Below are 12,370 nucleotides of genomic sequence, written 5' to 3'. Positions count from 1 at the left end.
TTGGGCCGCGTGGCTGCCGGGTGGCGGGCGGGCGTGAAAGACCACAACCCGCCATGACCCGAGCCCGCTGTTACCGTACTGATAGGCCGTTTTACGCATGGACGACGAACTCAATTCCAGACTGAAGCCGCTGCGCGATCGCATCGATGCGATCGACGCGCAGCTGATCGCGCTCCTCAATCAGCGCGCGGCGGTCGCGCTCGAAGTGGGCGAGGTCAAGAAGCACTACAACGCGCCGGTGTTCCGGCCGGAGCGCGAGCAGCAGGTGATCGCGCGCCTGCAGGGCATGAGCGACGGCCCGCTCGCGAGCGAGCACATCAGCGCAATCTGGCGCGAGATCATGGCCGCGAGCCGCGCGCTCGAAAAGACCATCCGCTCGGCCTACCTCGGGCCCGCCGGCACCTACAGCGAACAGGCGATGCACGAGTACTTCGGTCAATCGATCGAAGGGCTGCCGTGCGCGTCGATCGACGAAGTGTTCCGTTCGGTCGAAGCGGGTGCCGCGGAATTCGGCGTCGTGCCGGTCGAGAATTCGACGGAAGGCGCGGTGTCGCGCACAGCCGATCTGTTCCTCGAGACGCAACTGCTGATCGGCGGCGAACTCGCGCTGCCGATCCATCACAATCTGCTGACGCAGAATGGCAGCCTTACCGGCGTGACGCGCGTGTGCGCGCACGCGCAGGCGCTCGCGCAGTGCCAGCACTGGCTGTCGCAGAACGCGCCGCATCTGGAGCGCCAGGCGGTGTCGAGCAACGCGGAAGCCGCGCGTCTCGCGAGCGAAGACCCGACGATCGCCGCGATCGCCGGCGATCGCGCAGCGACGCAGTACGGTCTGCAGGTCGCGTTCGCGCTGATCCAGGACGATCCGCACAACCGCACGCGTTTCATGATCATCAGCCGGGACCGCACGGGCGCGACCGGCCGCGACCGCACGTCGCTGATCGTGTCGGTGAAGAACGAGCCGGGCGCGGTGTTTCACCTGCTCGAACCGCTCGCGAAGCATGGTGTCTCGATGACCCGCTTCGAGTCGCGTCCGGCGCGCGTCGGTACGTGGGAGTACTACTTCTACATCGACATCGAAGGGCATCGCGACGACGCATCGGTTGCGGCCGCGCTGACGGAGCTCGGCCAGCTCGCCGCGTTTCTCAAGATTCTCGGCTCGTATCCGCGCACCTATTGAACGGCGCGCTTGAACGATAGCGAGCCAGCAGGGCAGCGAATTCATTTCAACACGTCACTCGTCGATCCGGAGTTCCTCATGACAACCCCTTTCGGTCCTTCCTACGTGCGCCAGATTGCGCCTTACGTCGCCGGCAAGCCCATTTCCGAAGTGGCGCGCGAATTCGGTCTCGACGAGGCGAAGATCGTGAAGCTCGCGTCCAACGAGAACCCGCTCGGCATGCCCGAATCGGCGAAACGCGCGATGGCCGAAGCCGTTGCCGAACTCGGCCGCTATCCGGATTCGAACGCGTTCGAGCTGAAGGCCGCGCTGTCCGCGCGCTACGACGTGCCGGCCGACTGGATCACGCTCGGCAACGGCAGTAACGACATCCTCGAGATCGCCGCGCACGCGCTCGTCGAGAAGAGCCAGGCGATTGTCTACGCGCAGTACTCGTTCGCCGTGTACGCGCTTGCCACGCAAGGTCTGGGCGCGCGCGCGATCGTCGTGCCGGCGGTCAACTACGGGCACGATCTCGACGCGATGCTCGCCGCGATCGACGCCGACACGCGCCTCGTGTTCGTCGCGAATCCGAACAACCCGACGGGCACGTTCATCGAAGGCGCGAAGATCGAAGCGTTCCTCGACAAGGTGCCGCGCGAAGTCGTCGTGGTGCTCGACGAGGCGTACACCGAATATCTGCCGGCCGAGAAGCGCTATGACTCGATCGCGTGGGTGCGCCGCTATCCGAACCTGCTCGTGTCGCGCACGTTCTCGAAGGCCTATGGGCTCGCCGGTCTGCGCGTCGGTTTCGCGATCGGCCAGCCGGAACTGACGGATCTGCTGAACCGCCTGCGCCAGCCGTTCAATGTGAATTCGCTCGCGCAGGCCGCGGCGATCGCGGCGCTCAACGACGCGGAGTTCCTGCAGCAGAGCGCCGAACTGAATGCTGCCGGCTACCGCAAGCTAACGGCGGCGTTCGATCGGCTCGGCCTCGAATATGTGCCGTCGGATGGCAACTTCGTGCTGGTGCGCGTCGGCAACGACGATGGCGCCGGCTCGCGCGTCAATCTCGCGCTCCTGAAGCAGGGCGTGATCGTGCGTCCGGTGGGCAACTATGGCTTGCCGCAGTGGCTGCGCGTGACGATCGGCCTGCCCGAGGAAAACGACGCGTTCATCGCCGCGCTCGAAAAGTCGCTGACCGCGGCCTGAGCGTCGTCTTCCTGCTCCTGACCTTGCCCTTGCCTTTGAACCGGCGCGGCCGTCCGCATTGCATCGAGCGGCGGCGCGCGCATTCTGTGTGACCGAAGTGGCTGCATTTTCCTTCAACAAACTGGTGATTTTCGGCGTCGGCCTGATCGGCGGATCGCTTGCGCGCGCGCTGCGTGAACGCGGTGCTTTTAGCGACAACGTGGATGGCGAAAAGCGCGTGATCGGCGTCGGGCGCACGACGAAGTCGTCGGCGCGCGCGCTCGAACTCGGCGTGGTCGACGCGACCGCCGCGCCCGACGACGACGCGAGTCTGCGCGACGCACTGTCGAACGCCGACATCGTGCTGCTCGCTGCGCCCGTTGCGCAGACGCAGGCGCTGCTCGAGCGCATCGCGCCGTTCCTCGCGCCGGGCACGATCGTCACCGACGCGGGCAGCACGAAGTCCGACGTCGTCGCGGCGGCGCGCGCGGCGCTCGGCGAGCGGGTGCGGCAGTTCGTGCCCGGGCATCCGATCGCGGGGCGCGAGTCCAGCGGCGTCGATGCCGCGTTGCCCGATCTCTACGTGAACCGCAACGTCGTGCTGTGCGCGTTGCCCGAGAATCCGCGCGAATCCGTCGAAACGATCGCCGCGATGTGGCGCGCGACGGGCGCAGCAGTGCATGCGATGTCGCCGGAACAGCACGATCGCGTGTTTGCATCGGTCAGTCATCTGCCGCATGTACTGTCGTTCGCATTGGTCGAGCAGATTCTCAACTCGCCGGATGCCGCGCTGAAATTCTCCTTCGCCGCCGGCGGGTTCCGCGACTTCACGCGCATTGCCGCGTCGAGCCCGGAAATGTGGCGCGACGTCTGCGTCGCGAACCGCGCCGCGCTGCTCGACGAAATCGATGACTACACGGCCGTGCTCGCGCGCCTGCGCGCCGCGATCGACGCGGGCGACGGCGCCGCGCTCGAAGCCGTGTTCGCGCGTTCGCGCGAAGCGCGCAGCGCCTGGCAGGACCGCGCGGCGAATACCGCGGCGGTCCGCACTTCGTCCGACGATTCGCCGGCGAAATAACTGGACACACTCATGGAACACCTCGATCTCGGACCGTTTCCCCGCGTTGCCGGCACTGTGCAGCTGCCAGGCTCGAAGAGCATCTCGAACCGCGTGCTGCTGCTCGCCGCGCTCGCCGAAGGCGAAACCACGATCACGAACCTGCTCGCCTCCGACGACACGAAAGTGATGCTCGATGCGCTCGCGAAACTCGGCGTCCCGTTCACGCGCGACGGCGACACGTGTGTCGTCACCGGCGCGGGCGGTGCGTTCCCCGCGAAGCAGGCCGATCTGTTCCTCGGCAACGCCGGCACCGCGGTGCGGCCGCTGACGGCCGCGCTCGCGGTGAACGGCGGCGAGTATCGCGTGCACGGCGTGCCGCGCATGCACGAGCGGCCGATCGGCGACCTCGTCGACGGCTTGCGGCAGATCGGCGCGAGGATCGACTACGAGGCGAACGAAGGCTTTCCGCCGCTCGCCATCCACGCGTCGCAGATCACGATCGACGCGCCGATCCGCGTGCGCGGCGACGTGTCGAGCCAGTTCCTTACCGCGCTGCTGATGACGCTGCCGCTCGTGCACGCGGCATCCGGCACGACGACGATCGAAGTGGAAGGCGAGCTGATCTCGAAGCCGTACATCGAGATCACGATGCGCCTGATGGAACGCTTCGGCGTGAAGGTGGAGCGCGACGGCTGGTCGCGCTTCCGGATTCGCGCGGGTGTGCGCTACCAGTCGCCGGGGCGGATCATGGTCGAAGGCGATGCGTCGTCGGCGTCGTATTTTCTTGCCGCGGGCGCGATCGGCGGCGGTCCGGTGCGGGTGGAGGGCGTCGGGCGGCTGAGCATCCAGGGCGACGTCGCGTTCGCCGACGCGCTCAACCAGATGGGCGCGAACGTATCGATGGGCGACGACTGGATCGAGGTGCGCGGCATCGGCCACGACCACGGTAAGTTCGCCGCGCTCGACATGGACTGCAACCTGATCCCGGACGCCGCGATGACGCTCGCGGTGGCGGGCCTCTTCGCGGATGGCCCGACCACGCTGCGCAACATCGCGAGCTGGCGCGTGAAGGAAACCGACCGCATCGCGGCGATGGCGAACGAGTTGCGCAAGGTCGGCGCGACGGTTGACGAAGGCGCGGACTACCTGACGGTGACGCCGCCCGCGCAGCTCACGCCGAACGCCGCGATCGACACCTACGACGATCACCGGATGGCGATGTGCTTCTCGCTCGTGAGCCTCGGCGAGAACGGCGTGGCGGTGCGGATCAACGATCCGAAATGCGTCGGCAAGACCTTTCCCGATTACTTCGAGCGCTTCGCGGCGCTGGCTCAACCCTGATGCGGCGCGCCGCATCGCTTTTATCGCCGTGCCCAGCTTCTGACGCGCGACTCCTTCGATGAAATCAACCCGGCCTTTTCACCAGACGCCCGTCATCACGATCGACGGCCCCACCGCCTCGGGTAAAGGCACCGTTGCGGCGCTCGTCGCCGCGCAGCTCGGTTTCCACCTGCTCGACAGCGGCGCGCTGTACCGGCTCGCCGCGCTCGCGAGCACGCGCTATCACGTCGCGGCAGACGACGTCGATGCCCTTGTGAAGCTGATCGACGACCTGCATATCATGTTTCGCGAGGGGCTCGCTCAGCTCGACGGCGCCGACGTTTCGTCCGAAATTCGCGCCGAAGCGATCGGCAACCGCGCGTCGGCCATCGCCGTCCATCAGCCGGTGCGCGCGGCGCTCGTGGCGCGCCAGCGGGCGTTTCGCAAGGCTCCGGGGCTCGTCGCGGACGGCCGCGACATGGGCACCGTGATCTTCCCGGACGCCGGTCTCAAGGTGTTCCTGACGGCCAGCGTCGAGGCGCGCGCGGCCCGCCGGCATAAGCAATTGATCCAAAAAGGATTTTCTGCTAACATTGATGACTTGCTTCGGGATTTGCGTGAACGCGACGAGCGCGACAGTAGCCGCGCGGCCGCGCCGCTCAAGCCCGCGGCGGATGCGCAGCTGCTGGACACCTCCGCGCTGTCGGTCGACGAAGCCGTCGAACAGGTGGTGCAGTGGTACCAGGCCGCGCAGGAGTTGAAAGCATCGCATTCGTAGTCAGCAGCAAGCAGTAGCAGTCAGGTGTTCCGCGGATGGTCCGCGAAACTTGTTTCAACCCCTTAACCCCGTGTGGCGTTCGCTTTCCTGCCCGGGCTTCTGCCCGCACCAGCCAGCCTCGATCAGCAAGGCGGCTCCGGCAGCGCGAGAACCACGCAAAGCCAGATTTTTATGTCCGACCTGCAAACCTCCACCCCGAATACCGAATCTTTTGCGGCTCTGTTCGAAGAGTCGCTGACCCGCCAGGACATGCGCGCCGGCGAAGTCATCTCCGCCGAAGTCGTGCGTGTCGATCACAACTTCGTGGTCGTCAACGCTGGCCTGAAGTCCGAGGCCTACATTCCCATCGAGGAATTCCTGAACGACCAGGGCGAGGTTGAGGTTCAGGCGGGCGATTTCGTTTCCGTCGCGATCGACGCGCTGGAAAACGGCTACGGCGACACGATCCTGTCGCGCGACAAGGCGAAGCGTCTCGCTTCGTGGCTGTCGCTGGAAAAGGCTCTCGACAACAACGAACTCGTGACCGGCACGATAACGGGCAAGGTCAAGGGCGGCATGACCGTGATGGTCAACGGCATCCGCGCATTCCTGCCGGGTTCGCTCGTCGACACGCGTCCGGTCAAGGACACCACGCCGTACGAAGGCAAGACCCTCGAATTCCGCGTCATCAAGCTCGACCGCAAGCGTAACAACGTCGTGCTGTCGCGCCGCGCCGTGATCGAAGCGACCCAGGGCGAAGAGCGCGCGAAGCTGCTCGAGACGCTGAAGGAAGGCGCGATCGTCGAAGGCGTCGTCAAGAACATCACCGATTACGGTGCGTTCGTCGACCTCGGCGGTATCGACGGCCTGCTGCACATCACCGACATCGCATGGCGCCGCGTGCGTCACCCGAGCGAAGTCCTGTCGGTTGGCCAGGAAGTCACCGCGAAGATCCTCAAGTTCGATCAAGAGAAGAACCGCGTCTCGCTCGGTATCAAGCAGCTGGGCGACGATCCGTGGGAAGGCATCTCGCGTCGTTACCCGTCGGGCACGCGCCTGTTCGGCAAGGTCACGAACATCACCGACTACGGCGCGTTCGTCGAAGTCGAATCGGGCATCGAAGGCCTGGTTCACGTGTCGGAAATGGACTGGACCAACAAGAACGTTGCGCCGTCGAAGGTTGTCCAGCTGGGCGACGAAGTCGAAGTCATGGTCCTCGAGATCGACGAAGACCGTCGTCGTATCAGCCTCGGCATGAAGCAGTGCAAGCCGAACCCGTGGGATGACTTCAGCCGCAACTTCAAGAAGGGCGACAAGCTGTCGGGCGCGATCAAGTCGATCACCGACTTCGGCGTGTTCATCGGCCTGCCTGGCGGCATCGACGGCCTGGTCCACCTGTCGGACCTGTCGTGGAGCGAGTCGGGTGAAGAAGCCGTCCGCAAGTACAAGAAGGGCGACGAAGTCGAAGCCATCGTTCTGGGCATCGACGTCGAGAAGGAGCGTATTTCGCTCGGCATCAAGCAGCTCGAAGGCGACCCGTTCAGCAACTTCGTTGCGATGAACGACAAGGGTTCGATCGTTGACGGCGTGGTGAAGTCGGTCGACGCGAAGGGTGCGGTGGTCCAGCTGTCGGCTGACGTCGAAGGCTACCTGCGCGCTTCGGAAATCGCGCAAGACCGTGTCGAAGACGCACGTAACGTGCTGAAGGATGGCGACAAGGTCAACGCGATGATCATCAACATCGACCGCAAGTCGCGCGGCATCAACCTGTCGATCAAGGCCAAGGATTCGGCCGAGCAACAGGAAGCGATGCGCGGCCTCCAGGCTGACAGCAGCGCCGCAGCGTCGGGCACGACGAACCTCGGCGCCCTGCTGAAGGCCAAGCTCGACGGCCAGAACCAGTAAGCCTTAAGGGGTCTGCTGCAGTATGACCAAATCGGAATTGGTCGCCCAACTGGCTACGCGATTTCCGCAACTTGTCCTCAAGGATGCGGATTTCGCGGTCAAGACGATGCTCGATGCGATGTCGGACGCCTTGGCGAACGGCCATCGCATCGAAATTCGCGGCTTTGGCAGTTTCGGCCTGAACCGCCGTCCTTCCCGTGTCGGTCGCAATCCGAAGTCGGGCGAGAAGGTGCTGGTACCGGAGAAATTCGTACCGCACTTCAAGCCCGGCAAGGAATTGCGCGAACGGGTGGATCGTGGCTCCGACCAGCCGCTGAAGGACGAACAGCCGGACGACGACGATCTGTAAGCGTTCGCAGCGCGGTTTGCGCGTCGCTTTCCACATCGGCAAGGTGTGTGTCAGCGATCGGAGCCAGACGGCAAGCAATCAAAAAAGCGCCCCCGGGCGCTTTTTTTTCGCCTGTGCCGAGGCCTCGCCCGTGGCCGAACGACGTTTCAGTCGCGCCGCGCCGCCGGTTGCCGCGAAGAGTCGGAAAGCTCGCCGCAAGACATCAACCTCCTCGCGCTGCCAGTGGTCTAAGGCTTCCTTTACAATACGGGACACTTTGCGGCCCCGAGCCGTGGCGGCTGTCCGGTCTGTGCCGCCAGCCGCTGCCAACCTGAAACCGCCGTCAAGAGACTTCTTTCATGAAATTTATCGTCTGGTTGATCCGCGTACTGATTTTCCTGCTGCTGTTCGTACTGGCACTGTTGAATGCGCAAACCGCCACGCTGAATTTCCTGGCCGGCTACGTGTGGCAGGCGCCGCTGATCGCGATCGGCTTTGCGTTCTTCGCCGTCGGGGCGCTCGCGGCCCTGCTCGTGACGGTGCCGAAGAACGTGCGTCTGCGGCTTGAGAACAGCCGTCTGAAGCGCGAACTGCGGGTCGCCAAAGAGACGCCCATTCCCGTCGAGCAACCGCCGCTGCCGCCGCTCATCTGACGGCCCTGCGCCGCGCGGTCCACGAACGCGCGGCATGTGTTTTCAGCTCTCCCGATCAATCGCATGGATCTAGACTTCTGGTGGCTGCTCGTCATACCCGTCGCGTTCGCGTTCGGCTGGATGGCGGCGCGCTACGACCTGAAGGCGCTGCTGTCGGAAAGCGCCAACCTGCCGCGTTCGTATTTCCGTGGCCTCAATTTCCTGCTCAACGAGCAGCCCGATCAGGCGATCGATGCGTTCATCGAAGTCGTCAAGCTGGACCCCGAAACGATCGAACTGCACTTCGCGCTCGGCAACCTGTTCCGCCGCCGCGGCGAAACCGACCGGGCCATCCGCGTCCACCAGAATCTGCTGTCGCGCTCGGATCTGCCGGTCAGCGAACGCGATCATGCGCTTTACGAACTCGGCCAGGACTTCCTGAAGGCCGGCCTGCTCGACCGCGCCGAAGAGACGTTCAAGCAGCTTCAAAGCGGCGACTATGCACTCGGTGCGCAGCGCGCGCTGCTGACCATTTACGAAATCGAGAAAGACTGGGTGAAGTGCATCGACACTGCGAAGCACCTCGAAACGATGGGAGCTGAGTCGCTCGACAAGGAAATCGCACAGTTTCACTGCGAACTCGCGCAGGAGGCACTACAACAGAAGAAGCCGGACGAGGCTCGGCGTCAGCTCGGCCTGGCGCTGAAGGCGAATCCGCAGAACGTGCGCGCGACGATTCTCACCGGCGATGTCGATGCAGCGGCAGGCGCCCATGAATCCGCGATTGCGCAATGGCGCCGCGTCGAGGATCAGAACGCGACCTATCTGCCGCTGGTCGCGGAAAAGATCACGAAGGCGTGCGAAGCGCTCGGCCGTCAGGGCGAGGCCGCCGACCTGCTCACGACGTGGGTCGACCGCTATCCGAGCAACGACCTGCTGGATGTCGCGTACCAGCATGTGGCGGCGTTGCGCGGGCAGGATGCGGCGCACGCGCTGGCGCGCGCGCAGATGCAGAAGTCGCCGAATCTGGCCGGCATGACGCGACTGCTGGAAGCGCAGCAGGAAACCGCCGAGGAGCCGCGGCGCGGCGAACTCGAGCTGATGCGCAGCCTGATCCGTCAGCGCACCAAAAATCTGCCACGGTATACGTGCCAGAATTGCGGTTTCCGGGCGCGCCTGTTCTATTGGCAGTGTCCGGGTTGCAGCGGCTGGGAAACCTATGCGCCGCGTCGCGTCGAGCCGATCAACGCGTCGAACTGACGGGTTGCGGCAACGCGGGCTCGCAGCGTCAGGCGCATCGCGGAGCACATGCGCGGCGCCGATGCTGAAGCTGATGTGCCGTGCATGTCGTCCTGACCAGACTGATTCAACCGGATTCACCACCGGCAACCCTCACCGGACTTCACTACCGGAACGCGTATGAAAATCACCATCATCGGCACTGGCTACGTTGGCCTCGTCACGGGGGCTTGCCTCGCCGAAATCGGCAACGACGTCTTCTGTCTCGACGTCGACCCGCGCAAGATCGACATCCTCAACAACGGCGGCGTGCCGATCCATGAGCCGGGCCTGAAGGAAATCATCGCGCGCACGCGTTCGGCGGGCCGCATCACGTTTTCGACCGATGTCGAGGCGAGCGTGGCGCACGGCGACGTGCAGTTCATCGCGGTGGGTACGCCGCCGGACGAAGACGGCTCGGCCGACCTCCAATACGTGCTCGAAGCGGCGCGCAACATCGGCCGCTACATGAACGGCTTCAAGGTGATCGTCGATAAATCGACGGTGCCCGTCGGTACCGCGCAGCGCGTGACCGCGGTCGTCGAAGAAGAACTCGCGAAGCGCGGGCTCGAGTCGGACAGCGCGCGCCGCGTCTCGGTCGTGTCGAATCCGGAGTTCCTGAAGGAAGGCGCGGCGGTGGACGACTTCCTGCGCCCCGACCGCATCGTGATCGGCATCGACGACGACGAAGCCGGCAACCTCGCGCGCGAAAAGATGAAGCGCCTGTATGCGCCGTTCAACCGCAATCACGACCGCACGCTGTACATGGACGTGCGCTCGGCCGAATTCACGAAGTACGCGGCCAACGCAATGCTCGCCACCCGCATCTCGTTCATGAACGAGATGGCGAATCTCGCCGACCGCGTGGGCGCCGACATCGAATCCGTGCGCCGCGGCATCGGTTCCGATCCCCGCATCGGTTATCACTTCCTGTACGCGGGCTGCGGCTATGGCGGATCGTGTTTCCCGAAGGACGTGCAGGCGCTGATCCGCACCGCGAGCGAGAGCGGCCACAACCTGCGCATTCTCGAGGCCGTGGAAGACGTCAACCACGAGCAGAAGGAAGTGCTGGTGCGCAAGATCACGCGCACGCTCGGCGACGATCTGAGCGGCCTGACATTCGCCGTCTGGGGTCTCGCGTTCAAGCCGAACACCGACGACATGCGCGAGGCGCCGAGCCGCCGCGTGATCGCCGAACTGCTCGCGCGCGGCGCGCAGGTTCGCGCATACGATCCGGTCGCGAGCGACGAAGCGAAGCGCGTGTTCGCGCTCGATCTGAAGGACGAGCCGGAGCAACTGGCGCGTCTCGACTTCGCGCACACGCAGGACGAAACGCTGACCGGCGCGGAAGCGCTCGTGATCGTCACCGAGTGGAAGGAGTTCAAGATGCCGGACTTCACGCACATGAAATCCGTGCTGAAGACGCCGCGCATTTTCGATGGCCGCAATCTGTACGAGCCGGAAGCGATGGCCGAACTGGGCTTCGACTATCACCCGATCGGCCGTCCGTACGTGGCCGCGACAGGAGCGACGAGCGATGTCTGAGCGGGCGGTTGCGGGTTCGGGCGCGGCGGAGCGCGCGGTGGCCACCGTGCCGCGCGAGCGGCTCGCCGAGGCCCGCGTGCTGGTGGTCGGCGATGTGATGCTCGACCGTTACTGGTTCGGCGACGTCAACCGGATTTCGCCGGAAGCGCCGGTGCCGGTCGTGCACGTGCAGAAGCAGGAGGACCGGCTGGGCGGCGCGGCGAACGTCGCGCGCAACGCAGTGACGCTCGGTGCGCAGTCGGGGCTCCTGTGCGTGATCGGCCACGACGAGCCCGGCGAGCGCGTGATCAGTCTGCTTGCCGAGAGCGGCGTGGCGGCGCACATCGAGCGCGACCCATCGCTCGCGACCACCATCAAGCTGCGCGTGCTGTCGCGTCAGCAGCAGCTGCTGCGCGTCGACTTTGAGAACACGCCGACGCATGAAGTGCTGCTCGCGGGCCTCGCGCGCTTCGACGAACTGCTGCCCGCGCACGACGTCGTGCTGATGTCGGACTACGCGAAGGGCGGCCTCACGCACGTGACGAAGATGATCGCGAACGCGCGCGCCGCCGGCAAGCAGGTGCTGATCGACCCGAAGGGCGACGATTGGGAGCGCTATCGGGGCGCGACGCTGATCACGCCGAACCGCGCGGAACTGCGCGAGGTGGTCGGACAGTGGAAATCGGAAGACGATCTCGAGGCGCGCGTGCGCAAGCTGCGCGCGGAACTGTCGCTCGATGCGCTGCTGCTCACGCGTTCGGAAGAGGGCATGACGCTCTTCTCCGACGGCGCGCCGCTGCACGCGTCGGCCGTTGCGCGCGAAGTGTATGATGTTTCGGGTGCCGGCGACACGGTGATCGCGACCCTCGCGGTGATGCTGGGCGCGGGTTTGCCGCTCGTCGACGCGGTCGGTCTCGCGAATCGCGCGGCGGGTATCGTGGTCGGCAAACTGGGCACCGCCACTGTCTCGTACGACGAACTATTCGAATGACCGGCTGCTGGAGCGGGCGGCTGCATTCCTGATACGTCCGCCCGCTTTTCGCATCTGGCAGGCACGCCTGCCCTGCGCCGCACGCAACGCCGGCGTCACGCACTTCACCCACCCACATTCAGCAGGACGACCATGACCCTCATCGTCACCGGCGCGGCCGGCTTTATCGGCAGCAACATCGTCAAGGCGCTCAACGAGCGCGGCGAAGACCGCATCATCGCGGTG

12 protein-coding genes are annotated in these 12,370 nt (G+C 65.2%); all 12 read left to right on the top strand.

Features of this window, described 5'->3' with window-relative positions:
• Positions 1-97: 97 nt before the first annotated feature.
• Positions 98-1,180, top strand: coding sequence for a prephenate dehydratase (gene pheA, locus DVS29_RS05325; protein ID WP_118179397.1), 1,083 nt, complete (start codon positions 98-100; stop codon positions 1,178-1,180).
• A 78-nt stretch (positions 1,181-1,258) separates the two neighbouring features.
• On the top strand, positions 1,259-2,371 hold the full coding sequence (gene hisC, locus DVS29_RS05320) for a histidinol-phosphate transaminase (protein ID WP_118179667.1): 1,113 nt from the start codon (positions 1,259-1,261) through the stop codon (positions 2,369-2,371).
• Between the two features lie 88 nt (positions 2,372-2,459).
• On the top strand, positions 2,460-3,428 hold the full coding sequence (locus DVS29_RS37760) for a prephenate dehydrogenase (RefSeq protein ID WP_240655472.1): 969 nt from the start codon (positions 2,460-2,462) through the stop codon (positions 3,426-3,428).
• Between the two features lie 12 nt (positions 3,429-3,440).
• Positions 3,441-4,751, top strand: coding sequence for a 3-phosphoshikimate 1-carboxyvinyltransferase (gene aroA, locus DVS29_RS37755; protein ID WP_240655471.1), 1,311 nt, complete (start codon positions 3,441-3,443; stop codon positions 4,749-4,751).
• Between the two features lie 58 nt (positions 4,752-4,809).
• Entirely contained in the window at positions 4,810-5,508 is a 699-nt protein-coding gene (gene cmk, locus DVS29_RS05310) for a (d)CMP kinase (RefSeq protein WP_118179396.1), read from the top strand.
• Positions 5,509-5,679: 171 nt separating this feature from the next.
• The gene (rpsA, locus tag DVS29_RS05305) at positions 5,680-7,392 is read left to right on the top strand and encodes a 30S ribosomal protein S1 (protein ID WP_118179395.1); all 1,713 of its coding nucleotides are present in this window, start codon (positions 5,680-5,682) and stop codon (positions 7,390-7,392) included.
• 22 nt (positions 7,393-7,414) lie between these two features.
• A complete protein-coding gene (locus DVS29_RS05300) occupies positions 7,415-7,741 on the top strand; it encodes an integration host factor subunit beta (RefSeq protein WP_118179394.1) in 327 nt (108 codons plus the stop codon).
• Between the two features lie 338 nt (positions 7,742-8,079).
• On the top strand, positions 8,080-8,373 hold the full coding sequence (locus DVS29_RS05295; protein ID WP_118179393.1) for a LapA family protein: 294 nt from the start codon (positions 8,080-8,082) through the stop codon (positions 8,371-8,373).
• Between the two features lie 63 nt (positions 8,374-8,436).
• On the top strand, positions 8,437-9,612 hold the full coding sequence (lapB, locus tag DVS29_RS05290; protein ID WP_118179392.1) for a lipopolysaccharide assembly protein LapB: 1,176 nt from the start codon (positions 8,437-8,439) through the stop codon (positions 9,610-9,612).
• A gap of 159 nt (positions 9,613-9,771) precedes the next feature.
• On the top strand, positions 9,772-11,175 hold the full coding sequence (locus DVS29_RS05285) for a UDP-glucose dehydrogenase family protein (RefSeq protein WP_118179391.1): 1,404 nt from the start codon (positions 9,772-9,774) through the stop codon (positions 11,173-11,175).
• Positions 11,168-12,145 (top strand): D-glycero-beta-D-manno-heptose-7-phosphate kinase, encoded by a 978-nt coding sequence (rfaE1, locus tag DVS29_RS05280; RefSeq protein WP_118179390.1) that lies wholly within the window; start codon positions 11,168-11,170, stop codon positions 12,143-12,145. The genes DVS29_RS05285 and rfaE1 overlap by 8 nt, the downstream gene beginning before the upstream one ends.
• Positions 12,146-12,277: 132 nt before the next feature.
• A partial coding sequence (locus tag DVS29_RS05275) for an NAD-dependent epimerase/dehydratase family protein (RefSeq protein WP_116603299.1) occupies positions 12,278-12,370 on the top strand: 93 nt, incomplete at its 3' end.

Origin of the sequence: Paraburkholderia phosphatilytica (genome assembly GCF_003443895.1) — a bacterium.
GTDB lineage: Bacteria > Pseudomonadota > Gammaproteobacteria > Burkholderiales > Burkholderiaceae > Paraburkholderia > Paraburkholderia phosphatilytica.
Note: the sequence above shows the minus strand (reverse complement) of the source record. Positions and strands in the feature narration are given on the sequence as shown.

Excerpts from the sequence above, each read along its gene's own strand:
- rpsA (WP_118179395.1), top strand. The coding sequence starts at position 5,680 with ATGTCCGACCTGCAAACCTCCACCCCGAATACCGAATCTTTTGCGGCT.
- aroA (WP_240655471.1), top strand. The coding sequence starts at position 3,441 with ATGGAACACCTCGATCTCGGACCGTTTCCCCGCGTTGCCGGCACTGTG.
- pheA (WP_118179397.1), top strand. The coding sequence starts at position 98 with ATGGACGACGAACTCAATTCCAGACTGAAGCCGCTGCGCGATCGCATC.
- cmk (WP_118179396.1), top strand. The coding sequence starts at position 4,810 with ATGAAATCAACCCGGCCTTTTCACCAGACGCCCGTCATCACGATCGAC.
- DVS29_RS05295 (WP_118179393.1), top strand. The coding sequence starts at position 8,080 with ATGAAATTTATCGTCTGGTTGATCCGCGTACTGATTTTCCTGCTGCTG.
- hisC (WP_118179667.1), top strand. The coding sequence starts at position 1,259 with ATGACAACCCCTTTCGGTCCTTCCTACGTGCGCCAGATTGCGCCTTAC.
- DVS29_RS05300 (WP_118179394.1), top strand. The coding sequence starts at position 7,415 with ATGACCAAATCGGAATTGGTCGCCCAACTGGCTACGCGATTTCCGCAA.
- DVS29_RS05285 (WP_118179391.1), top strand. The coding sequence starts at position 9,772 with ATGAAAATCACCATCATCGGCACTGGCTACGTTGGCCTCGTCACGGGG.
- lapB (WP_118179392.1), top strand. The coding sequence starts at position 8,437 with ATGGATCTAGACTTCTGGTGGCTGCTCGTCATACCCGTCGCGTTCGCG.
- rfaE1 (WP_118179390.1), top strand. The coding sequence starts at position 11,168 with ATGTCTGAGCGGGCGGTTGCGGGTTCGGGCGCGGCGGAGCGCGCGGTG.